This is a genomic window from Arcicella lustrica, assembly GCF_034930985.1.
GTDB classification, from domain to species: Bacteria; Bacteroidota; Bacteroidia; order Cytophagales; family Spirosomataceae; genus Arcicella; species Arcicella lustrica.
Genome location: NZ_JAYGIM010000009.1, coordinates 1 through 23,742 on the forward strand (window position 1 = coordinate 1; position 23,742 = coordinate 23,742).

A 23,742-nucleotide genomic window follows, 5' to 3' on the forward strand; every position below is an offset into this window, starting at 1 on the left:
ATCCTCATCCTGTTGCTCGAAAGACGAAGAAACTAAAGTTGTATTAAAAGAAGATTCGCTCGATAAAGACATTGTGCTAAAGGTTAGCTAATACTGTCAAGCTTTTTTAGGATGAGACATATTGTCTTGAGCATTGTTTAGATACTCTTGAGTATTGTTTTAGTATTAATGTGAATCTCTTGTAACGATACTTCCAGATTTACCTTTCAAGAAATCCATATCAGCACCCAAATGAGCCTGTTCTACGTGATTGATGTAAAGATTTACATAACCACGAGTAATATTCATATCAATGGCTTCCCAATTTTTACGTCTTTCTGCTAATTCGTCGTCTGATACTTCTAAGTTTAACGTTCTGTTTGGCACATCTAAACTGATATAATCACCATTTTGTACCAAAGCCAAATTGCCACCAGCGGCAGCTTCGGGCGAAACGTGCAATACTACTGTTCCAAAACCTGTACCTGACATTCTTCCGTCAGAAATTCTTACTAAATCATGAATGCCTTTTTCAAGAAGCTTTTTTGGAATTCCCATATTGCCAACTTCTGCCATGCCCGGATAACCTTTGGGTCCAACATTTTTCAAGACCATTACAGAATTTTCGTCAATGTCTAAAGCAGGGTCTTCAATTCTTGCGTGATAATCTTCAATCGTTTCAAAAACCACCGCTTTGCCACGATGAACCATCAAAGCAGGCGTAGCCGCCGAAGGTTTTAACACTGCTCCATTCGGTGAAAGATTTCCTTTTACCACCGCAATTCCTGAGTTGGGTTTGAAAGGATTTTCCATCGTTGCCACAATATTTCTATTATAAACTTCTGCATCGGCACAGTTTTCACCAATGGTTTTTCCATTTACGGTCAAAGCATCATTATGAATCACTTCACGCATTTCTTTAATCACCGCAGGCAAACCACCAGAGTAATACAAATCTTCCATAAAGTGTTCGCCAGATGGTTGAAGATTGGCTAACAAAGGAATATGCTGAGAGAATTTATCAAAATCTTCAATGTTTAAATCAACGCCAATTCTGCCCGCAATTGCCAATAAGTGAATCACAAAATTGGTTGAACCACCGATGGCAGCGTTTACCATAATGGCATTTTCAAAAGCTTCACGAGTAAGGATTTTTGAAAGGGTTAAATTTTCTTTCACCATTTCTACGATACGTCTGCCCGAAAACTGAGAAATTACTTTTCTACGAGCATCCGCAGCAGGAATCGAAGCATTATTGGGAAGCGATAAACCCAGTGCCTCAACCATTGTTGCCATCGTAGAAGCCGTTCCCATTACAGCACAGTGTCCTTGTGTACGAGCCATACAAGCCTCCGCTTCCACAAATTCTGACTGTGAAATTTGCCCTAATTTATAGGCTTCTGCAAAACGCCAAACGTCAGAAGTACCAATATCTTTTCCTTTGAAATGTCCTTTCAACATCGGTCCGCCCGAAATTACAAGTGTTGGAATATCCACACTACATGCACCCATTACCAATGAAGGAGTCGTTTTATCGCAACCACAAAGTAATACTACACCATCAATCGGATTGGCACGAATTGATTCTTCCACATCCATACTTGCCAAATTTCTGTATAACATGGCTGTAGGTTTAATCAAAGTTTCGCCCAAAGACATCACTGGAAATTCAACAGGAAAACCACCCGCTTCATACACGCCAATCTTTACGGCTTCTGCCAAATCACGGAAGTGCGCATTACAAGGAGTAAGTTCCGACCAAGTATTACAAATTCCGATTACTGGTCGACCGTCAAATTGATCGTGAGGAATACCTTGGTTTTTCATCCAAGCACGATAAATGAATCCATCTTTTCCTGTTTTCCCAAACCAATTTTGCGAGCGTAAAGCTTTATTTTCTTCCATGATATTTTCAATGTAAATAGTTTATTTTCCAAAGCGGAAATTATTAAAATTATACCGAATTTTTATCCTGATATTTTTAAATGAGCTTGAAAGACAAAAAAATCCCTCTAGTTTATTAATATACAGAGGGATTTTTTGATTTATTCAGCCAATGATTTTTTAATTCTTTCAACGGCTTCAATGAGTGTGGCTTTCGGACAAGCAAAGTTTAATCTGAAAAAACCTTTACCTTTGAAAATCTTTCCGTCCATTATTCTTACGCCCGCTTCAAGGAATTTCTCTTGAATATTTTCGATTCCTGTTTCTCTGGCATCAATCCATGCCAAATAAGTAGCTTCTAAAGGAAGGAGTTTTAATCCTTTATAGCCATTCAAAGCTTCGTATAAGTAATCGTGATTTTCTTTGAGGTAATCAACCAAAGCCAAACGCCAATCTTCGCAATCACTGTAAGCGACAAATGCGGCTTCTTGCGAGTAACGAGTAAGCGGAGGAAAAAATCCATGTTTGGCACGCTCAAATTTTTGACGAAGTTCAGGATTAGGAATAATCGCAACCGAACATCCCAAACCTGCAATGTTAAAAGTTTTGGAAGGTGCCATCAAAGTAATGGTTCTTTCGGCTGCTTTTTTACTTAAACTTGCAGTAGGAATATGTTTTTTTGAAGGATCTAAAATCAAATCAGCATGGATTTCATCTGCACAAATCACAATATCATGTTTTTCACAGATGTCAACCAATTTCTCTAATTCTTCTTTGGTAAAAACTGTTCCGCCCGGATTATGTGGATTACACAACATAAACAATTTTGTTGCTGGCGTAATGGTCGCTTCCAAGGCTTCGAAATCGAAAGTCCAACGTCCATCAGCTTCTTTCATCGGAAAGGTTTGCAACTTTTTATCGATATAAGCAGGTGCTAAATGAAATGGATGATAAACAGGAATTGCTGTAATTACTGCATCTCCAGCTTCGCCAATTGCTTTACAACTAGCATAAATGGCAGGTACTAAACCGGGAATCCATACTTGCCATTCTTTTTCAGTTTCCCAATTATAAAGATTTTTTAAGCGCTCTTGAAAAATCTCTTTTAGTCTTTCAGGAACAATTGCATAACCAAATACTCCGTGCTCAGTAATATTATTAAGTGCTTCTAAAATTGGCGTTGGGCATCTAAAATCCATATCTGCCACAGGCATAGGAATTACGTCTTCTGGGTCATTAAACATATCCCATTTCTGAGAATCGGTGTTTTTTCTGTTGATGATTTCGTCAAAATTATATTTCATGAAATTATTGAGGGGAGATTGGTTTGTGGAGTTTTAGCATAAATGCCTTGAATCTCAAAGAAAGAATTAATACGATAAACATTAATCCTGCATTGATGGTAAATGCCAATTGATATGAATGATTGATACTAAATATGAGTCCTGTCATGACTGGGCCCAATAACGAGCCACCACCCTCAAACATATTGATAGTACCGTTAATTTTTCCTGCGGAGGCTAAGCCAAATGTTTTGATAGCGATAAGATTATACAAAGAATAAATTCCGCCCCAACTTACAGCCATGAGGGCGATTGAAGGAAATATGAATTGAGTATTCATCATTGAAAGACCGAAACAGCCCATCATCATCATGATGCAGCAAATCGAAAATACTAAATATGGATTGATATAATCTGAAAAAATAGAAACAAATAATTTGGCTAAACCAGCCATGATAAAGTATAAACTGAGGTAAAAACTTGCACGAGTTTCGGTAAATCCTAGTCCGACTAAATGTAGGAATACATTGGCAATAGTACCAACCAAACAGTAAAAAGTAATGAAGCCACAGAGACAAATTAACCAGAAAAGATGTGTTCGGGTAGCTTCTTGGTAAGTCATTCCTTCGATGAGTAAATTACTACTTGCACTTTCCTTGCCAAGTGGTTTGATGGAAATGTCATTGGGAGAGTTTTCAACCACGAAGTAAATATAGACTAAAATTAAAGCTGGAAAAGCTGCTAAAATCATAAACGATTGTCGCCAGCCAAATTCACACAATAAGTAATGGTTGAAAGGAGAGAAGATGGCACTTCCTAAACTTGTGCCAATCAAAACGATGCCTAATGCTAAACCTTTTTTTTCTTGAAACCATGAAGAAACCAAAATGATACAAGAAACAGAACCAGCCGTTATCATGGATAAACCCAACAAAAAATGGATAAAATATGCTTGGTATTTGTTCGTGACAAAACTGTAGGAAAACAAAGCGACGGCTAAAACAAAACTACCGAAGAGCATCATTTTTTTTACTCTGATTTTGTCGATAATAATTCCAGAAACTAAAATAAAAAAAAGCGTAACGCTGTTGGTGATAGATTCTCTAAGTTTCAATTCATCTCGTTTCCAATGAAACTCATTAATAAAAACTTTATCGAAAACAGAAAGCGAAGTAGTAGTAAGTCCGTTGATGACAACTAGAATCAGTAATCCAGAAAAACAAATAAGCCAAGGGTAAAAATTATTCTTTTTGTAAAGGATTTTGTTCATAATTTCTGAATTTATGGAGATACCCAAATTTAATGTATATACATCATATCTGTAAACTATTCCATTGTATCACAGGTTCATTTTTGATGATGAAATACTATAAATAAAAGAAATGCTTAAAATGTAAAAAAATATTCTTGGAATATACATAAACAGATTTCAGTACTTATTGTATTTTTACACGTTGCTTTATATTTGAAAATACTAACCACAACCGATTATATTGTAAATCAGTTGATTAATTGATTCGCCAGTCAAATAGTCAACGCTTGTTGAAGATTTTTTGATTTTAAATCACATGAAGAGGTGACTAAGTAAAAGAAATTATGTCTAAAATGTTAAATTGTACAAGTGTTTTTGATGAAAAAACAAAAATCAATTTAGGTTTTAGCTTTTTCTTTCGAAATAGCCATTTTTATCTGAATTTGCTTTTTCTTAGATTTACAGTTAATTCATTCAACAACAGCATATAATCCTTAATTTTTTATAACCGCCATGAATATTTTACCAAAACTCAGTTTGATTTGGCTTCTTTTCCTTTTCAATACTTCCAATGCACAATATCTTGAACCCTCACTTGAACACGCTCCTTCCAATTGGTTTAATTTAGATTTTTCAGATGATAAAGTAAGAGGAATCAGTACAGAAAAAGCTTATCGTAATATTTTAAAAAATAAAAAATCGAAGCCCGTTATCGTCGCAATTATTGATTCAGGTGTAGATATTCTTCATGAAGATTTAACCAATAATATTTGGGTTAATACCAAGGAAATTCCTAATAATGGCATTGATGATGATAAAAATGGCTACATTGATGATATTCATGGATGGGATTTTTTAGGGGGAAAAAATGGAGAAGATATTGCTAAAGAAAGCTTAGAAATTACCAGAGAATTTGCTCGTCTTCAAAAGAAATATCAGCATTTTAGTGAAATAACTTCACTTTCTGCGGAGGAAAAAAAAGAGTATGATTTGTACAAAAAATACAAACAAGAATACGATAGCAAGTTAAAAGATGTAAAAGAACAAGGTGTATTCGTGATTAACTTGTATCATAAATTTATCGATGCAAAGCTTCAATTAACGCAACATTTGGGGCTAAAAGAAATTACGAAAGCTGATTTGGCTAAAATTACGAATAAGGATAGCGAAGAACTAAAGAAAGCCAAAAGAGTATTTGAATTGATTTTAGATTTAGGACAGGATGAAACTAAACTTCAAGAGGCATTTGAATATTATGATACTCAATTGAATTATGGCGTAAATCTTACTTATAATCCCAGAGGAATCGTAGGGGATGACGTAAATAATATCCAAGACAGAAATTATGGGAATAATGAAGTAAAAGGTCCAGATGCTCGTCATGGTACTCATGTCGCTGGAATCGTTGCGGCGAATCGTAACAATGATTTTGGAATTGCTGGCGTGGCTGACAATGTTCAGATTATGGTGATTAGAGCTTTGCCTGATGGAGACGAACGTGATAAAGATGTAGTAAACGCCATTTTGTATGCTGTTGAAAATGGAGCGAAAGTAATTAATATGAGTTTTGGAAAAACTGTTTCTCCTCAAAAATCTGCTGTTGATGAAGCCGTTAAATTTGCACAATCGAAAGGTGTTTTATTGATTCATGCGGCAGGAAACGAAAATCAGGATATTGATACCAAAGAAAATTATCCAACCAAACATTTATTAGATGGTACCGAGGCTGACAATTGGATTGAAGTAGGAGCAACCTCATGGATGCAATCCACCAATACAGTGGCTGAATTTTCTAATTACGGACAAAAAACGGTGGATGTTTTTGCACCCGGAGTAGATATTCAATCGACAGTTGTGGGTTCAAAATATGAAGATTTGAGTGGCACAAGTATGGCTGCTCCAGTTGTTTCGGGTTTGGCGGCTTTATTGATTTCATATTATCCAACCTTTACTTATAAGCAAATCAAGCAAATTATTTTAGAATCTTCCATCAAATTATCGCAATTAAAAGTTGCTCGTCCTGGTTCTTCAGAATTAGTTGAGTTTGGAAAACTTTCTTCAAGTGGAGGAATTGTGAATGCTTATGAAGCCGTTAAATTGGCTGAAAAGTTACAGAAAGATGCATCGAAAAATTAGAGCTTAATGACCATTGATACAAAAGCCATTTATCTTGAAAGAGAGTAATTTTATATTCTCTGTCCATAATTGGCATTTTACCTAAATTATCGTTATTTTACGAAATCTTTTGTTCGAAATTTTAAATGGATTTCATTAAAAATTTGCTTGATTATTTTTAATCACAGAAAAATATTTCTAAAACTGTTATTGCCTTGCAGAATGTTAATTAAGACAAGCGCTACAGATTTAACCGTCAAACCATGTCTATCGTTAGCAATAATATAAAGTATCTTCGTCGATTAAATGGACTTACTCAAGAACAATTCTCCCGAAGAATTGGCATAAAGCGCTCGTTGTTAGGGGCTTATGAGGAAGCAAGGGCCAATCCGAATTTAGAAAACCTCAAAACCATTGCACAAGTATTTGGGACTTCTGTAGATTCCTTGATTAAAACGGATATTCGAAAAATTCGTGAAACACCCGGTATTAGTTTGGGACAAAGCACTACGGGTATTATGGAGCAAGTAAAAATGCCTGTGAATGATGCTGTAAGTACTTTTCAAAAGAAAGAAGTAGAACCGTTGCCAATTGCTAAAATTATTGATGAGTATTTTCAAAAAGAGGAAGAAGAACTGCCGATTAGAAATGAAAATCAATTTGTTCATAATCGAGTAAATTATACTATTCCAGAGCAAAGCTTTTCGTCATTTTCTGAAAATCAACATAATAGCAATAATAAATCTTTGAATGAAATTCCACAGAAAAATTTTGAAATTAGAATTCCTTATGTAAAAAGAACACAGATTAAAGATTATCTGGCGAATTATACCAAAACAGAATATATCAAAACCTTGGCTACTTTTTCCATGCCTTTTGTGAGTTCTGAAAAGAGTAGAGCGTTTGAAATGGGAAGTGATTTCCCTTTACAAAATTCAATTGTAATTGGTAATGCTATCGACCATTGGACAAATATTCTGGATGGAAAATTTTATATTTTAATCACTCCACAACAAGGAGTTATTTACAGAAGAGTTTACAATCAGATTAAAGTAAAAGGTACTTTATTACTCAGTTCGGATGATTCTTCAATTCCAAGTTTTGAAATTTCATTGAAATCAATTGCTGAAATTTGGGAAGTATCTGCTTTTATGAGTAAAGAATTACCAGAACCAAGAATATCGTTAGAAAGAGCTAAATCACTCATAGAAGAATTGAGTTTAGAACTTAATCAATTGAAGTAAATAGAAAATCCACAAATTAAATTTGTGGATTTTCTATTTACTGTTTAGGTCTGAATTCTTTCATAATCTCTTGATTACAAATAAGATATGGGCCTTCAAGTAAATCAATACAATATGGAACTGCTGGAAATACAGCATCCAAGCATTGACGAATAGCCTTTGGTTTTCCGGGTAAATTAATAATCAAAGACTTTCCTCTGAGACCAGCCGTTTGTCTTGATAAAATAGCAGTTGGAACATATTTTAAGCTTTCTGCTCTCATTAATTCGCCAAAACCGGGCATCATTTTGTCACAAACGGCTTCTGTAGCTTCTGGCGTTACGTCTCTTTTGCTAGGTCCCGTTCCTCCAGTTGTTACAATTAAACAACAATTTTCAACATCAGCCATTTCAATTAAGGTGGCTGAAATTAAATCTTGTTCATCAGGAATTACTTTATAAACGGTTTCAAAAGTAGAAACTAAGTAATCCTTTAGCGTTTCAACGACAGCTTTTCCCGGAATGTCTTCATAAATTCCAGCACTAGCTCTGTCTGAAATATTGATAACTCCAATTTTAATAAGTTCTTGCATAAATTTGAGATATGCTTATCAAAGCGTTTTCTTTCAAAATTTTAAATATAGTGTAAAATTCTTTGAGGAATAGCGTTTGATGAGTTAATTTGTAAATTACGCATTAGATTTTTGCTTTTATTTAAATTACTCAACAACAATATGATTTTATTACAATCAAAATTGCCCGAAGGTGCCGAGAAACTATTCTCATTATTGTTTCTAATATTGCTATTGGGTGCTTTGTATATTGCCTTCAAGATTTTCAATAAAAATAAAAAATAAGATTAAGGTTTTTTAATCCCATCCCAACAGGTAAAAAAAGCCATTTCTAGGTCTGAAGAAGTCATTAAAAACTCTCCTGACAAACGAAGTTTAATCAAAGAACTTGCACTTCCAGTCACCATCGCAATTAGTATTTTAGGAGGAATATCTCTTACTACTTGGGTGAAAACTGCTTTTCTGAGAAAATCATAAATGGGTTGTTCAAGTCGAGTAATATCCTCTTTTTTGAGCATGCCAATGTATGGCGAATTCATGAACTGTTCTAAGAAATAAAACTCTTTTGGATTAGTGAAGTAGTAGTTGATCATTTGAAGATAAAAACTGCGAAAACGATCTTTAAATGGTTTAGTGGTATCGTCATTTTTGAAAATACTCTGAATGGATTTTTCACGTTTATAAACGTACAGTGCGCAGATGAGTTCATCTTTACTCTTGAAGTAGTGATAAATGGTACCTGCGGCTACATTTGCTTTTTTAGCTACTTCAGACATGGGCGAGCTATGGAATCCATGTTTTGAAATAAGTTCTAGGGTTGCTTGAAAGATGGCTTCTTTTTTGTCGAAATCTTTAACAGTATTCATAAAATAGTGGAAGGAAGGTAAAATTGTGTTTTAAGCGTGTGCAAGTGATTTTTGAAATTAGGCTTTAAATATAGATTAAAATTAGGAATAATTAAGAAATTCTATGAATTTCTTAATGTTAATCTATGGTAATTTATTATTTTTAGCTTTTTGGCACAATCTTTTTAGCTCAGCTTAAATAAAAAGGGATTGATAAAAAACTAAAAACTAATTAAAACAGTATATTTGAAAAATGCAATTTGCAAATTGTGTTGCATGAATTTTAAGCCTTATAATTAAATGAAAGTAAGAAATCCAAGAACAGGTATATATGATTATGAAATCTCTCCACTCTCTTTTGAAACACTCCAAATAAAGGCCGATGCAATGCGTCAGGCTCAGAAAAACTGGCAAGTAATTGGTATTGAGCAAAGAATAAAAACCATTCAGCGTTGGAAAAAGGTATTAGAAAGACACCTTGAAGAAATTACAGAAGCATTGACGATTGATACTGGCAGAAAAATTGAAACCGAATCGGAAATCAATTTAGTGATGGCTGCTATCGACCAGTTTTGTGATTTAGCACATACTTATTTCAAACCTGAAGTACAAACAATTTTTCATAATAATACTTACCATATCGAAGAGTTTTCAGAGCCTTTTGAACTTGTTGCTATCATTGGTACTTGGCAATTTCCTTTACAGAATGTTATGATGCAAGTTATTCCTGCTTTATTGGCTGGGAATACTGTGATGGTAAAGTCTTCTGAAAAAACACCAAGATTTATTAAAGTAATCGAAAAAACAATTAATGAGATTTTACATTTCAATAATCTTGTGGACTTTGTGGAAGGTGGGAAGGAGACAGGAGAAATGCTTTGTGCCATCGCTGATTCTGTCTGTTACACAGGTTCTGAAGTAAATGCAAAAAAAATTTATGAGTTAAGTGCGAAGCATTTTATTCCATCAACATTATCATTTGCAGGAAAAGGAGCGGCTATTGTTACTGAAACGGCTGATATAGAACACGCTTCATCTGCCATTTTGTGGGCTGGTGTTTTCAATTCAGGGCAGTCGGCAGATGCCATCGAAAGGGTTTATGTACATCGTAATATTCATGCTCAGTTTTTATCAAGATTAGTCGGCAAAAGTAATTTATTAACTTTGGTGTACCCAAATATTAATCATGGAGAAATCGGACCAATTATATCTGAAAAACAAGCTATGTTGATCAATGAACAATTGGCTGATGCGGTAAAAAAAGGAGCAGTGATTGTAGCAGGAGCAGCAAAATGCCTTGTGCAAAAAGGAGGATATTATTGTCGCCCAACGATTTTGACCAATGTAAATCACCAAATGAAAATCATGAAAGAAAAGACTTATGGACCAATTTTGCCAGTAAAGTCTTTCTTAAATGAAGCACAAGCCTTGGATTTAGCCAATGATTCTGTCAGTCCGTTTACTTGTTCTGTTTTTGCAGGAAAAGATAGTGAGACAATGAAAATTGCTCATAAATTAAAAAGTAAAACGATTACTATCAATGATGCTTACTTAGAAAATAGATTTTACGGGAATCAAAAAAGCTCCAATACTTCCCATGAAATCAAGGCGGAAAATATTGGAACTTATTCATTCAAAAAATTCTTAAAAACTAAAAATTTGATTTTTAAGAAGTAATTCAAAAATCTGGAAGATTGGTTTGCTATTCAATTTTGAACCTAGCAACCATGATTCCAGTTTGAGTTTTTTTAGGAGCCATGTATTCTGCCAGTGGCTTATCGCTCACCATTACTCTTTTGAACTCAGAAGAAGCGTGTAATAAATACACTCGTCTGTCTTGTAATCTAATGGCAAAGCCTTCGTGAGTGATGTCCAAACCATCAATATTAGTAGTAATACCAATAATATCGCCATTCAAGAGTTTGTCTTCAATACTTCTAATTTTTGCTTTAGGAATATAATAAAAATCTTGGTTACTGATTTTATTTTCTACTTTCCTAATTTTTTCTTGTAGTGCAGTATTAGTCGCATTAGGATTTTTATCCCAGTTCGTACTGATGAAATTAATATCTTTCTTCAACGGAATTCCTCCTAAACTATGCGTAATATCTTCTAAAAGTCCATCTTGATTATGCGTATAAATCCAATCAGAAAAGTAATGTATTCTGGAATCGTATCCCTTAATCTGTCCTTTATTATAATATCTCAAACGTTTTAAATAATACTGAAATTTATCGAATGAAGTATCATTTTTTCGGTAAGTCAAGCCCATAGCCACACAACTTTCTACGAAGGTTGAGCAGTCAAATTCTTTGAGATTAACCACTAATTTTTCTTCATCTTTACTTTCAAGCGTATAAGCTTTGTATGGTCTGTTCAGAAAACCTTTGGCGATATTCAGTGTGTATTCGTGCATATTACTGCCTTGCGCTTGCTGAATTTTCTTTTGATAAATTTCTTCATCAGATAATGGCTGTTGAAAGCTACTTCCCAGTACCAATACTGATGAAAACACAAAAACCTTGCAAGGTTTTATCAAGCTTGCAAGGTTTTGATTTAAGCTACTAAAATTAATTTTTCTCATGTATTATTTAATCGTTATCATCAACTCGCAGAGTGAACAATCCACCCAAAATCATTAATACTCCCCCCAGAGTAACGATATGTATTGGTTCTAATTGTACAAGTTTCATGAATTTTGGTAAACCCAAACTGGCAATTACTTGTGGAATTACAATGAAAAAATTGAAAACTCCCATGTAATATCCCATTTTATTGGCTGGTAAACTACCAGAAAGCATGGCATAAGGCATGGCTAAAATACTTGCCCATGCCAAACCTATTCCTATAAAAGAGGGTAATAAGGCATACTTGGACGTAACAAACATGATGGAGATAAGTCCCAAGCCACCAGCAGTTAAGCAAATTAAATGTGTTAGTTTTCTTCCGAATACTTTTGCCAAACTTGGTAAAAATAAGGCAAAAACCATTGAAACGCCATTGTAAACCAAGAAACAAATCCCGACAAAGTTAGCGCCTTCATTGTAGATTTCCGAACTGGTATCACTTGTTCCAAAAATATTTTTTGTTACTGCATTGGTCGTGAAAATCCACATACAGAACAAAGAAAACCACGAAAAGAACTGAACAACAGCCAATTGCTTCATTACTTTTGGCATTTTAAACAATCCATTCACTGTTTCTTTTACTCCGTGCATGAAATTCATTTCATCTTTTTCTCTTTGAAATTCTTCCATGTCTTCTGGTGGATACTCTTCTGTTTTTAGAATTGTCCAAAGAATACAAGCAAAATAAGCAAAAGCTCCGATGTAAAATGACCATCTAACAGTATCTGGAACAATTCCTTCTGGAGCGGTATTTTGTACACCAAAATAATCTAAAATAGAGGGAAGCCCAGAGGCAATCATTGCTCCAACACCAATAAAAAAGGTTTGTACCGAAAAACCAGTAGTTCTTTGCTCTTTTGGAAGCATATCGCCAACAAAAGCTCTAAACGGTTCCATAGAAACATTGATAGAAGCGTCCATCATCCAAAGTATAGCACCAGCCATCCAAAGTACAGATGATTGTGGCATGGCAATCAACGCAATAGTTGCTAAAATGGCTCCTGCAAAAAAGAATGGTCGGCGGCGCCCCCATTTTGGATGCCAAGTACGGTCGCTCATGTAGCCAATAATTGGCTGAACTAATAATCCTGTGAGCGGAGCAGCTACCCAAAGAATAGGAATTTCATCTGGATTAGCTCCTAAAGTTGAAAAAATACGGCTTGTATTTGCATTTTGCAGGGCAAAACCAAATTGAATACCCATAAATCCTATGCTCATGTTGATGATTTGACCAAGGCTAAGGCGGGGTTTGTTTTCTTTTGTCATAAAATGGTTAATGATGTAATTAATCCCTCAAATTAATAAAATATTAAAGATATATTCTATTTTTTCTGAGAAATTTCATAAATAAGCACTGAATTTGGTTGAATTGTTACAGGAATTGTTTGATTAGCATTTTGACTAAACTGTTCTTTCTGATTGAATTTTCCTTTGAAAGTTGATTCTTTACTAGGATTTAAACCCATCGAAGTCCAAGCTCCTTCTGGAATCACTAAATCAAATGTTTTACTTTGGAAATGGTCGAAATTACAAACGAATAAAAGTTTTTGTTTTCCTGCATAACGGAGGTAACTATACACTTTTTTGCGGTCGTAATTACCTTGTTGAATATATTGTAAATCGAAGAAAGAACCTGTTTTGACGGCTTCTGAAGTATTCACAAACTTGATTAAATCACCATAGAATTTTCTTAAATCCTTTTGTTCTTCTGTCAAAAGTTTGCCATCAAATTTGCCATTGTTCATCCAATTTTGATGCGATTTTACACCCCAGAAATCAAACATAGAAGTACGGTCGTCAGCAGTATTAAAACCTTCTGGTTCTTTGGCAGATTCCCCTAATTCTTGTCCGAAGTAAATCATAATTGGACCCGTATGAAGAGTAGCCGTTACAACCATTGCTGGCACAGCCGAGAAAGGATAACCTTTAGCGAATGCAGGAGTATTAATTCTTACTTCATCATGATTTTCTAAAAACCTCAACATGTGTTCTGAAATATCACCAGATTCATGTTGCCAAACTCTTGTAATACTTTCTACGCTGGCATCATGTTTATTTTCTACCAAATGACGAAGTCCATCATACAAACCAACTTTATCATATAAGTAATCAAAACCTCCAATTTTGATGTAATTGTGATATTCGTTCGGGTTATAAATTTCTGCAATGAAAATAATATCTGGATAGCTTTTCTTTACTTCTGCAATCGCATATTGCCAGAATTCATAAGGAACCATTTCAGCCATATCGCAACGGAAGCCATCTGTTCCTTTTGCTGCCCAATATTTCAAAATGTCAACCATTTTCAACCAAGTATTTGGAATTGGGTCGAAATGTTTTTGTCTGCCATTTTGAATGTCTACTCCGTAATTGAGTTTTACCGTTTCAAACCAATCATCAATGGTTGGATGAGAAGAGAAAACATCATTACCTGAAACTTTCGCTGGACTTTCTAAGTATGGAAAATCTGCTTTTACAGGAGAATTTACTCCTGCTGGAATTTGAAATTGCGTATTTGGTAAATAATAAAAATTATTTTGTGGGTCGAAAGATTTTGTAGTATCATCCGTTTCTGCAAAATCTTTTACTCCTTTCGGTTTCATGTCAGAATGATATACTCTTGCCACATGATTAGGCACAAAATCCATGATTAATTTCAAATCATTTTGATGAATTCTATCAACCATTGCCGAAAACTCCTCCATTCTTTTTTTAGGCTTTTCAGCAAAAAATGGATTTACATCATAATAATCTTTAATGGCAAATGGCGAACCACTTCTACCTTTTACTACATCAGGATGATCTTTTGGAATACCATAAGCTGTCAAATCTTCCATCGTGGCATGTTCAATCAAACCTGTCATGTACAAATGTGAATAACCAAAATCCTTGAGTTTTTTCAAGGCTAAATCATTAATATCAGAAAATTTAGTAACGCCATTTTCAGCTGCCGAACCATTAAATTTGTTCGTAGCATTCTTGTTTCCCCAAAGGTGAAACATCATTTGTAAGATTACTAATTTGTCGTTTTTGCTATTTGTCATATTTTTCGGGACTATTTTTTTGCTGGTTTTCGGGACTATATTTTTGAATTTACTATAATTCTCGGTTTTGACAATAGCATTTTGTTTTGGACTTGCTAATGCAGGATTGTTCGTCTGTGCATTTATGCCAAAAAAGGCAAAAATGAAGCCTAATAAAGTTGCGACTTTGATTGTATTTTGAGACATTTTTAGAATAAAATTTGGGTATTAGGACAGATTAGCACAGATTCGTTTCTTTTAGCTTTATTTTATCTTTGCATAAAATTGCTTACAATTTATGATTTTATTATTAGGAAATTCTTGAAATTATTTGAAAAATTGCATCAACGATACTCTTTTAAACTAAGAATTCTGAATAAAAAAATCAAATTTTGTCTGTATTTCTTCGGATTGATTGTATATCCATTAACCATTTCAAAACACATGAAAAAAACAATTTTCTCCATTATTTTCACTTGCTTGCTGACAAGCCTGTTTGCACAAACGCCAAGTGTTCAGCGTATTAATCCAAGTAATTGGTGGGTTGGTATGAAAAATCCTAAATTACAACTGTTAGTTTATGGAAAGAATATTGCTGGCAGTGATGTAAAAATCAGTTATCAAGGAGTTTCGCTAGAAAAAGTTAATGAAGTTGAAAATCCTAATTACTTATTTCTTGATTTAAATATTGCGCCTAATACACAAGCTGGACAAATGTTAATTGAATTGTCAAAAAACATTAAAGTTCAGAAAGGAAAGAAATCGGTCGTTGATCAAATGGTGAAAATTACGTATCCATTTCAACTAAAAGTACGTGACCAAAAGCCCCAAGAAATCAATTCAAAAGATTTTATTTACTTGATTCTGCCAGACCGTTTTGCTAACGGAGACCCGAGTAACGATAAATTTGCCGACATGGCAGACCCAGAATCTGACCGAAAAAATCCTTTTTTACGTCACGGCGGAGATTTATTAGGCATACAAAATCATTTGGATTATGTAAAAGAACTAGGGGCAACAACTATTTGGTTGAATCCTGTGGTTGAAAATAACCAACCACAAACCAATGAAGGAGGAGCAATGCGTTCGGCTTATCACGGTTATGGTTTTACAGACCACTATAATGTTGATAAACGTTTGGGCGGAAATGAGGCTTATAGAAAACTAATCGAAGCGGCTCATGCCAAAGGTTTGAAGATTATTCAAGATGCAGTTTACAATCACGTTGGAATTAATCACTGGATTTTGAAAGATTTACCGATGAAAAATTGGTTGAATCAATGGGATACTTATACCAATACTTCTTATCGTGATGAACCAGTTGTTGATATTTTACATGGTTCTGCCGCCGATTTTAAAGTACAACAAAATGGTTGGTTTGTGCCTTTCTTGCCTGATTTGAATCATAAAAATGAATTTGTTGCTAATTTTTTAATTCAACACGCACTTTGGACAGTTGAAAATTTTGGTATTGATGGCTGGAGAATTGATACGTATCAATACAATGATTTGAATTTTATGAATCGTTGCAATGCTGCCTTGGCAGAAGAATATCCAAAAATGTTTATCACAGGTGAAAACTCTGTACAAAGTGCCTACTCACAAGCTTACTTTGCTAAAAATAATTTGAATGTTCCGTTTAAAAGCACTTTACCTTCTGCGAATGATTTTGTGCTTTTCAACGCAATCAACGATGCACTGAACCAAGGTTTTGATTGGGGAAAAGGTTTTAATCGTTTGTATTCAACTTTGGCAATGGATGCTTTGTATGAAGATGCGAATTTGAACATGACTTTTCTGGATAATCATGACATGGATAGATTTTACTCGGTCATTGGCGAAGATTTCAATAAATATAAATTAGGCGTTGGCTTTTTATTAACTACTCGTGGCGTGCCTCATTTATATTATGGTACGGAAAACTTGACGAAAAACTTCAAAAACCCATCTGATGCAGAAGTACGCAAAGATTTTGAAGGTGGTTGGGCAGACGATAAAGTAAACAAATTTTTAGCTTCTGGTAGAACTGAAAAAGAAAACGAAGCTTTTGATTTTGTAAAAAAACTAGCCAATTATAGAAAAACCAGCGAAGCCATCACAACAGGGAAATTAACACAATTTTTACCACAAGACGGAATTTATGTGTACTTTAGATATACAGATAGTCAAACAGTAATGGTAATTATGAGTCAAAGTAAAGATGATAAAAGCCTTGATACACAAAGATTTTCGGAAAGAATGTCAGGTTTTACTTCGGCAAAAAATATTATGACAGATTCATCAGTAGGTGATTTGGAAAGTCTGAAAATCCCAGCAATGTCAATTACAATACTTGAATTACAAAAATAAAATATATCCTTACAAATATAATTGTGAATTAGTGATTGAGTGAGTTGTGATTAAGGTATGTTAAAATTTTTATTTGGTTTATTTCTTAAAAGATATTTTCATGAAAGAAATAACATATTCGAAGTCCGATAATTCACTCAATCACTAACTCACAATTCACTAACTAAAAAAATCCACATGACAAAGATTAAAGCTTGCCTTTTCGATTTAGATGGCGTAATTGTTGATACAGCAGTATATCATTTTCAAGCTTGGAGACGCTTGGCAAACGAATTAGGTTTTGATTTTACCGAACACCAAAATGAACAATTAAAAGGTATTTCAAGAATGGAGTCCTTAGAATTGATTCTCAACTGGGGAAATGTTAGCTTAACAGAAGCGGAAAAAGTGGAATGGGCAACTCGCAAAAATGATTGGTATTTGGATTTAGTGAAGTTGATGACACCTAATGAAGTATTGCCAGGAGTAGCTAAATTCTTAACTGACCTTCGTGAAGCTGGCATTAAAATCGCTTTAGGTTCGGCAAGTAAAAACTCTAAATTGATTTTAGAAAGAATCAATATGTTGGATTATTTTGATGCTATTATTGATGGAAATAACATCACAAAAGGAAAACCTGACCCACAAGTATTTTTAATGGGAGCAGAAGCAACCAATGCTTTACCAAGCGAATGTGTTGTTTTTGAAGATGCAGTAGCAGGCGTTCAAGCTGCGAAAGCAGGTGGAATGAAAGCGATAGGAGTAGGTTCTGCGGATGTTTTAACAGAAGCAGATTTTGTTATTGCTACTTTTGAGGAAATGACTTTAGAAAGGTTAAACTTTTAGTTTTTCAAGAAAAGACAGTTTAGCATAGTAAATTATTTTTGATTTTCTCCCCCTAAATTGCAAGACTAAATAAAAATTATTGTGATTATAATTGTACTATTCTAATTACTTTTCTAAATAATAATGTTGTTTTTACGGAAAAGTCAAGAATAGTTCTTTAATTTACCATTAACCATTTTTACTAATTAAATATTAAGCTGTTGATAATCAGCTGATTTTGAGAAGTAATCTTGAAAAGAAGGAAATCTTTCTTTTATAAACAAACTAAGTGCGTACGACGTAATATGAAAAATTATCTTAAACACGATGAGTGGTGTATCATCGAAGAGGGATTCAACCGTGAGTTCAACGAAATTACTGAATCTGTTTGTTCATTGGGCAACGGCAGAATGGGACAAAGAGGTAATTTTGAAGAAACTTTCACTGGAAAAACACTTCAAGGAAATTATGTAGCAGGCGTATATTACCCCGACAAAACCCGTGTAGGTTGGTGGAAAAACGGCTATCCTGAATACTTTGCAAAAGTGTTGAATGCTGCCAACTGGATTGGCATTAAAGTAGAAATAGAAGAAGAAACTCTTGATTTACATACAGCAGAGGTATCCGATTTCAAACGTGTGCTGAACATGAAAGAAGGTTATTTGCAACGTTCTTTCATTGCTACTTTGGCTTCTGGCAGACAAGTACAAATCAATACCATCCGTTTCAATTCAATTGTTGATGATGAAGCTGGAGCGATTTCTTATTCAATTACTCCGCTCAATTTTGATGGAAAAATTGTTTTGACTCCTTTTATTGATGGCGACATTAAAAATAAGGATGCTAATTACGATGAAAAATTCTGGGATGAAGTACATAAAGAAACGGCTTTTGCCGAAGGTTATGTAGAAATGGTTACCAAGAAAACTGGTTTTCATGTAGTAACTGGTCAGAAATTCCAAATCTTCCAAAATGGTAAAGCTGTTGATTTTAAAAGCCTTCCTCAAAAAGCAGAAAAATACGTTGCAAGCCAAGTTACTTTGTCTGTAAAAGCGAATGAAGCTACCGTTTTAGTTAAATATGCTTGTAATCTTTCTTCAGAAAATCATCCAATAGCAGAATTACTTCCTAAAGCAAAAGCTTATTTGGCTAGTATAGAAGCCAAAGGTTTTGATAAAATGTTGGCTGAACAAGCTGAAAAATGGGCTGCTAAATGGGAAACAAATGATATTGTCATTGAAGGTGATGTAGCTGCTCAACAAGGAATTCGTTTCAATATTTTTCAGATGAACCAAACTTATACTGGTGAAGATGCTCGTTTGAACATTGGACCAAAAGGTTTTACTGGAGAAAAATATGGTGGCTCAACATATTGGGATACCGAAGCGTATTGTATCCCTTTTTATTTAGCTACTGCCGACCAACAAGTTGCTCGTAACTTATTGGTATATCGTTGGAAACAATTAGGAAAAGCCATTGAGAATGCTCAGAAATTGGGTTTCAAAGATGGTGCAGCATTGTATCCGATGGTGACGATGAATGGTGAAGAATGCCATAACGAATGGGAAATTACTTTTGAAGAAATTCACCGTAATGGTGCCATTGCTTATGCTATTTATGATTACGTAAATTATACTGGTGATGAAGCATATCTAGCTGAATACGGTTTTGAAGTACTTCTAGGTATTGCTCGTTTCTGGTCGCAAAGAGTAAACTGGTCGGAAGCAAAAAAACAATATGTAATGCTAGGTGTTACAGGACCAAACGAATACGAAAACAACGTAAATAATAACTGGTACACAAGTTATTTTGCGGTTTGGTGTATGAAATATTTGATTGAAGTAAGCGAAAAAATCAAAGCTTCTAATCCTGAACGTTATAATGAATTAGCTAGTCTGACTAACCTTAACGAAACGGATGAATTTGATAGATTAAATCATATCATTCGTAATATGTACTTGGGCGAGGATAAAGAATTGGGTATTTTCTTACAGCAAGACGGTTTCTTAGATAAAGAATTAATCAAAGTAAGTAATCTGCCTGCTCAAGAAAGACCAATTAATCAAAAATGGTCTTGGGATAGAATTTTACGTTCTTGCTTTATCAAACAAGCAGACGTTTTACAAGGAATCTATTTCTTTGAAGATGATTTCGATGCTGAAACTATCAAACGCAATTATGATTTCTATGAACCAATGACGGTGCATGAATCTTCATTAAGTCCATGTGTGCATTCAATCATTGCGGCGAAGTTAGGCGATAAAGCTCGTTCTTACGAATTCTATCAACGTTCTGCTCGTTTAGATTTGGATGATTATAATAATGATACGGAAGATGGTTGTCATATTACTTCAATGGCAGGAACTTGGATGTCGATTGTAAAAGGCTTTGGAGGAATGAGAGTTCGTAATGGACAAGTATATTTAGCGCCATTTGTTCCTGAAAACTGGACTTCATTCTCGTTTAAAATTCGTTTCAAAGGTAATTTATTGAACATCAAAACTTCTGCTCATGAAGTATTGATTGAAAATATATCGGGTGATGATACCACAATTTTTGTACATAACGATGCCGTTGAATTAAAAGCAAAATCAACAGTAAGTATTGAACAAAAAGCTGTTGAAACAGTAGCTTAAACACAAGTAATAATTTGAAAGCCCTCAAGAGATTTTCTTTTGAGGGCTTTTTTGTTTTATTGGCAATAACTAGAAATAGTAATACTAATTTTTCTAGCGTACCGTAAAATAAATTTTTATGCAGAAATTAAGGAGTAATTATTCTTTCAAATAGCCATTAAAGTAATTTTATGGCGCTTAGAATTCATCTTTGGTATTATTTATTTTTAAATTCTAGCAGTACAAAATGTAACCAACTGAGTATAGAAGGGATATTATTAAAAACATGATTAATCATTTTTAAAGAGGAAAATAATGATTATTTACGATACGCCCAAATTTCAAATTGATTACCTTGAAAAAGAAGGAATTTCATTCAATTCATTTGTCAATTGCAATAATGCTGATGATTTTATAGGTATTATTAAAGATTATCGGGTGCATTTCGATAATGTTGGTGGCATTAATAAAGCATTATGGGATAATACCAATCTTACTTTTACAATACCTCCAGATTTACAAAAATGGGTTGATAGTTTTCTGAATATGCCAGATTGGCAAAAGCTAAATCAACTTTATGTTCCTCCTAAACTTGGTTTTGTTATCAGTACCGATACTGCTTCCCATCTTTCAGTAGTTGATGTTTTTGAGAATTCCCAAACGGGCTTTAGACCACATTTTTTTGTGAATAAAGAAGAAGCTGTTGAATGGATGTTTAAGCCTAATAATACACCTAAATCTTTACCAGTACCACCTGAAATTAAAATTTTACATGACGTAATTCCTCATAAAACACGCATAGAGCTTACTATTGATAGTGAAGATTTAAGTGAATATCTTTTTATGCTTAATAAATTGCTTAGAAGTAGAAAACTCACACAAAAGCACACCGAAAACTATTTAAAATTAACAAAAAGAGAAAGAGAAATTTTGGGCTTGATTATTCACGGAATGACTGATAAGCTTATCGCAACCCATCTTTGTCTTTCGTATGAAACGATAAGAACACATAGAAAAAACATTATGACCAAACTTGAGTGTAAGAAAGCATCGCAATTATCTATTTACGCTTACTTTTTGTAGGTTTTTTGGTATAAAATACCACGCATGCGGTATTTTATACCAAAAACAGTGATTCTATATTTGTTGAATAAAACAACTTAGTCATCCAACAAATGCCAATAACGATAGCATACGTTTAGTGCTATGAGTTCTTGGCTTTCTGATGGTTGAGTGAACATTGGTTTTAACATTTTTAGTGTTTTTATATTAAATTATTTAGGCCGAAAATGAAGTAGTTTCTCGTTAAAATACCTAGTTCTGGGTATTTTTTAAGTGTTATTATAAAATTACCTTTATCAAACAAACAGAACAGATAGATTTAGAGCCTTATTAGCTCTTAAACAGCCTACCAATCTTATCGTTTTGAATTAATAAATTGAAGAGTAAACCATGAAAAATCAAAAAGACTCAGAAAAAGAAATCGTGAATGTAGGAGTTGATAAAATTGAAGTTTCAGATATTGTGATGTTACAAGCTACAATTAACTACACTATCATTTATATGAATAATGGGAAACAATACCTTTCTGCTAAAACTATAAAAAGTTACGAGACCCTTTGCAAAAAAGAGAGCTTCCTCCGAATTCATCGCTCATACATCATTAATAGCGAGTATTTAACAGATTATAGTTTTGTCAATAGTTATGTCATTCTAAGCAATACAATGAAAGCCTCAATATCCAGAAGATGCAGGAATCAGTTTAAAATGTACTATGTACAACGAAAGAAAAGAATGGCTACACAAAAATAAGATAGCTTACTTAACTTTTTTTATTGAACAAAGTAATGCTAAATACCATATTTGAAAATTATTTACCGTATAATAAGTTTTAAGAGTTGTTTTTTTAATGTATTGTAAATCATATTGTTATAATTTTTACTATTGCTTCATAATTAGTATTTAACTAAAACTTTTAAGGTCATGAAAAAACTTGTACTAATCTTCGCTTTATTATTTATTAATCTTACCATTTTCTCACAGACTATTCGTAGAGTAAATAATACTCCAGGGCTTAATGATCCTGCAGTTTACGCCACGGCTCAAGACGCTCATGATGCTGCGGTGGCAGGGGATATAATTCAACTAGAACCAAGTAATGATGATAATTATGGAGACTTAAAAGTTTCAAAAAAAATAAGTATTATTGGCATAGGTTACGATTTAGCTAATACTCCAAATACCTTTTTTGATAAAAGAACTCCCAAACTTGGTAATGTATATTTTGAAAATGAAAGTGCTAATAGTTCTATTATGGGAGTAGAGGTTTCTTCTTATATTTATGTTTACGATATGAACATTTCTATTACAAGGTGTAAGATCTATTATGTTTATTTGAATCAATCCAGTACTATATTAAATGGTACTTTCCCTAAAGCGACAAAAGTTAATATTAGTCAAAATTTAATTGCTTCTACTATTTATTGTTCAGGTGAGGACGTAGGTTATAACTGTAATATTTCTAATAATATTTTTAAGGGAGGAGGTTATGTTTATGGATTTAAAAACTCTGTAATTAATAATAATGTATTTGCTACTTCTTCCCCCGTTTTGTATGATGCTAAAGGATGTGTGTTTTCAAACAATATTATAGATGCTAGAAATGCAAGTTCTACTTACAAAGCGATAAATACTGATGTAACTGGAACAACAGTTTCTAATAACTTATGTACAAGTGTTGCAGGTTTGCCAACAGGTGCAGGAAATGTTAATAGTGCTACAGCGGCTTCCGTATTCAAAGTGACTAATCCTTGGGCAGTAAGCCCCTTTGTAGATTCAAATGTAGAACTTTCTGCTACTTCTCCTGCTAAAACAGTTGGTGTGGGGAGTACAGCCATTGGAGCATTTGCTGGAGGGACACCTTACATTCCATCTGGGGTTCCTAATACTCCAGTGATAACTACGTATATTAATACAGGTTCTGGAAATTCTACTACTCCACTAACTGTTACAATAAGCGTTCGTTCTAGCAATTAGGATAAGTAATTATTTTGATAGAATTGGGTGATTTACTTTCATGAGACGGTTTTTAAGGTATAAAAATCGTCTCATGAATTCACTATGTCTATATTTTAAGTAATTGTTTCTCATCGCATCTTTCATTATCACAAAA

Annotated in this window: 17 protein-coding genes; 9 read left to right on the plus strand and 8 right to left on the minus strand. The window is 33.9% G+C overall.

The features are described 5' to 3' along the window. Nucleotides 1-165 precede the first annotated feature (165 nt). From VB798_RS12220 to VB798_RS12230, 3 genes are all read right to left on the minus strand, one after another. A complete protein-coding gene (locus tag VB798_RS12220) occupies nt 166-1,884 on the minus strand; it encodes an IlvD/Edd family dehydratase (protein ID WP_323258753.1) in 1,719 nt (572 codons plus the stop codon). Between the two features lie 140 nt (nt 1,885-2,024). Further along, nucleotides 2,025-3,167, minus strand: a complete 1,143-nt coding sequence (locus tag VB798_RS12225; RefSeq protein WP_323258754.1) for a MalY/PatB family protein — start codon at nt 3,165-3,167, stop codon at nt 2,025-2,027. Nucleotides 3,168-3,171: 4 nt separating this feature from the next. Further along, entirely contained in the window at nt 3,172-4,416 is a 1,245-nt protein-coding gene (locus tag VB798_RS12230; protein WP_323258755.1) for an MFS transporter, read from the minus strand. Nucleotides 4,417-4,911: 495 nt separating this feature from the next. On the opposite strand from VB798_RS12230, the gene VB798_RS12235 reads away from it, so the two are divergent. Next, nucleotides 4,912-6,534 (plus strand): S8 family peptidase, encoded by a 1,623-nt coding sequence (locus VB798_RS12235; RefSeq protein ID WP_323258756.1) that lies wholly within the window; start codon nt 4,912-4,914, stop codon nt 6,532-6,534. A 242-nt stretch (nt 6,535-6,776) separates the two neighbouring features. Then, nucleotides 6,777-7,757, plus strand: a complete 981-nt coding sequence (locus VB798_RS12240; RefSeq protein ID WP_323258757.1) for a helix-turn-helix domain-containing protein — start codon at nt 6,777-6,779, stop codon at nt 7,755-7,757. 37 nt (nt 7,758-7,794) lie between these two features. On the opposite strand, the gene mog is transcribed toward VB798_RS12240, so the two are convergent. Further along, a complete protein-coding gene (mog, locus tag VB798_RS12245; RefSeq protein ID WP_184135589.1) occupies nt 7,795-8,328 on the minus strand; it encodes a molybdopterin adenylyltransferase in 534 nt (177 codons plus the stop codon). 266 nt (nt 8,329-8,594) lie between these two features. Beyond that, the gene (locus tag VB798_RS12250) at nt 8,595-9,173 is read right to left on the minus strand and encodes a TetR/AcrR family transcriptional regulator (protein WP_184135591.1); all 579 of its coding nucleotides are present in this window, start codon (nt 9,171-9,173) and stop codon (nt 8,595-8,597) included. A 279-nt stretch (nt 9,174-9,452) separates the two neighbouring features. On the opposite strand from VB798_RS12250, the gene VB798_RS12255 reads away from it, so the two are divergent. Beyond that, on the plus strand, nt 9,453-10,829 hold the full coding sequence (locus tag VB798_RS12255; RefSeq protein ID WP_323258758.1) for an aldehyde dehydrogenase family protein: 1,377 nt from the start codon (nt 9,453-9,455) through the stop codon (nt 10,827-10,829). A gap of 25 nt (nt 10,830-10,854) precedes the next feature. Here VB798_RS12255 and VB798_RS12260 read toward each other — a convergent pair whose 3' ends face one another. The 3 genes from VB798_RS12260 to VB798_RS12270 all read right to left on the minus strand — a co-directional run bounded on the left by VB798_RS12260 (nt 10,855) and on the right by VB798_RS12270 (nt 15,009). Next, nucleotides 10,855-11,736, minus strand: coding sequence for an N-acetylmuramoyl-L-alanine amidase-like domain-containing protein (locus tag VB798_RS12260; RefSeq protein ID WP_323258759.1), 882 nt, complete (start codon nt 11,734-11,736; stop codon nt 10,855-10,857). Between the two features lie 7 nt (nt 11,737-11,743). Continuing rightward, the gene (locus VB798_RS12265) at nt 11,744-12,997 is read right to left on the minus strand and encodes an MFS transporter (RefSeq protein ID WP_323258760.1); all 1,254 of its coding nucleotides are present in this window, start codon (nt 12,995-12,997) and stop codon (nt 11,744-11,746) included. Nucleotides 12,998-13,101: 104 nt separating this feature from the next. After that, a complete protein-coding gene (locus tag VB798_RS12270) occupies nt 13,102-15,009 on the minus strand; it encodes an alpha-amylase family glycosyl hydrolase (protein WP_323258761.1) in 1,908 nt (635 codons plus the stop codon). 237 nt (nt 15,010-15,246) lie between these two features. Here VB798_RS12270 and VB798_RS12275 point away from each other — a divergent pair, with 237 nt between their 5' ends. The 6 genes from VB798_RS12275 to VB798_RS12300 all read left to right on the plus strand — a co-directional run bounded on the left by VB798_RS12275 (nt 15,247) and on the right by VB798_RS12300 (nt 23,606). Next, nucleotides 15,247-17,151: an alpha-amylase family glycosyl hydrolase gene (locus VB798_RS12275; RefSeq protein ID WP_323258762.1), complete on the plus strand. Its 1,905-nt coding sequence runs from the start codon at nt 15,247-15,249 to the stop codon at nt 17,149-17,151. Nucleotides 17,152-17,328: 177 nt separating this feature from the next. Continuing rightward, entirely contained in the window at nt 17,329-17,976 is a 648-nt protein-coding gene (gene pgmB, locus VB798_RS12280; protein WP_323258763.1) for a beta-phosphoglucomutase, read from the plus strand. Between the two features lie 284 nt (nt 17,977-18,260). Next, complete coding sequence (locus VB798_RS12285) at nt 18,261-20,591, plus strand: glycoside hydrolase family 65 protein (protein ID WP_323258764.1); 2,331 nt, start codon at nt 18,261-18,263, stop codon at nt 20,589-20,591. Nucleotides 20,592-20,885: 294 nt separating this feature from the next. Then, nucleotides 20,886-21,653 (plus strand): response regulator transcription factor, encoded by a 768-nt coding sequence (locus VB798_RS12290; RefSeq protein ID WP_323258765.1) that lies wholly within the window; start codon nt 20,886-20,888, stop codon nt 21,651-21,653. Nucleotides 21,654-22,022: 369 nt separating this feature from the next. Further along, on the plus strand, nt 22,023-22,382 hold the full coding sequence (locus VB798_RS12295; protein ID WP_323258766.1) for a LytR/AlgR family response regulator transcription factor: 360 nt from the start codon (nt 22,023-22,025) through the stop codon (nt 22,380-22,382). Between the two features lie 171 nt (nt 22,383-22,553). Then, the gene (locus tag VB798_RS12300) at nt 22,554-23,606 is read left to right on the plus strand and encodes a hypothetical protein (RefSeq protein ID WP_323258767.1); all 1,053 of its coding nucleotides are present in this window, start codon (nt 22,554-22,556) and stop codon (nt 23,604-23,606) included. Nucleotides 23,607-23,742: the final 136 nt, after the last annotated feature.

Bases quoted from the DNA above. Each gene is read 5' to 3' on its own strand.
- VB798_RS12240 (WP_323258757.1), top strand. From the start codon at position 6,777: ATGTCTATCGTTAGCAATAATATAAAGTATCTTCGTCGATTAAATGGA.
- pgmB (WP_323258763.1), top strand. From the start codon at position 17,329: ATGACAAAGATTAAAGCTTGCCTTTTCGATTTAGATGGCGTAATTGTT.
- VB798_RS12260 (WP_323258759.1), bottom strand. From the start codon at position 11,736: ATGAGAAAAATTAATTTTAGTAGCTTAAATCAAAACCTTGCAAGCTTG.
- VB798_RS12255 (WP_323258758.1), top strand. From the start codon at position 9,453: ATGAAAGTAAGAAATCCAAGAACAGGTATATATGATTATGAAATCTCT.
- VB798_RS12220 (WP_323258753.1), bottom strand. From the start codon at position 1,884: ATGGAAGAAAATAAAGCTTTACGCTCGCAAAATTGGTTTGGGAAAACA.
- VB798_RS12285 (WP_323258764.1), top strand. From the start codon at position 18,261: ATGAAAAATTATCTTAAACACGATGAGTGGTGTATCATCGAAGAGGGA.
- VB798_RS12300 (WP_323258767.1), top strand. From the start codon at position 22,554: ATGAAAAAACTTGTACTAATCTTCGCTTTATTATTTATTAATCTTACC.
- VB798_RS12270 (WP_323258761.1), bottom strand. From the start codon at position 15,009: ATGTCTCAAAATACAATCAAAGTCGCAACTTTATTAGGCTTCATTTTT.
- VB798_RS12265 (WP_323258760.1), bottom strand. From the start codon at position 12,997: ATGAGCATAGGATTTATGGGTATTCAATTTGGTTTTGCCCTGCAAAAT.
- VB798_RS12225 (WP_323258754.1), bottom strand. From the start codon at position 3,167: ATGAAATATAATTTTGACGAAATCATCAACAGAAAAAACACCGATTCT.
- VB798_RS12290 (WP_323258765.1), top strand. From the start codon at position 20,886: ATGATTATTTACGATACGCCCAAATTTCAAATTGATTACCTTGAAAAA.
- VB798_RS12235 (WP_323258756.1), top strand. From the start codon at position 4,912: ATGAATATTTTACCAAAACTCAGTTTGATTTGGCTTCTTTTCCTTTTC.
- VB798_RS12230 (WP_323258755.1), bottom strand. From the start codon at position 4,416: ATGAACAAAATCCTTTACAAAAAGAATAATTTTTACCCTTGGCTTATT.
- VB798_RS12275 (WP_323258762.1), top strand. From the start codon at position 15,247: ATGAAAAAAACAATTTTCTCCATTATTTTCACTTGCTTGCTGACAAGC.
- VB798_RS12250 (WP_184135591.1), bottom strand. From the start codon at position 9,173: ATGAATACTGTTAAAGATTTCGACAAAAAAGAAGCCATCTTTCAAGCA.
- VB798_RS12295 (WP_323258766.1), top strand. From the start codon at position 22,023: ATGAAAAATCAAAAAGACTCAGAAAAAGAAATCGTGAATGTAGGAGTT.
- mog (WP_184135589.1), bottom strand. From the start codon at position 8,328: ATGCAAGAACTTATTAAAATTGGAGTTATCAATATTTCAGACAGAGCT.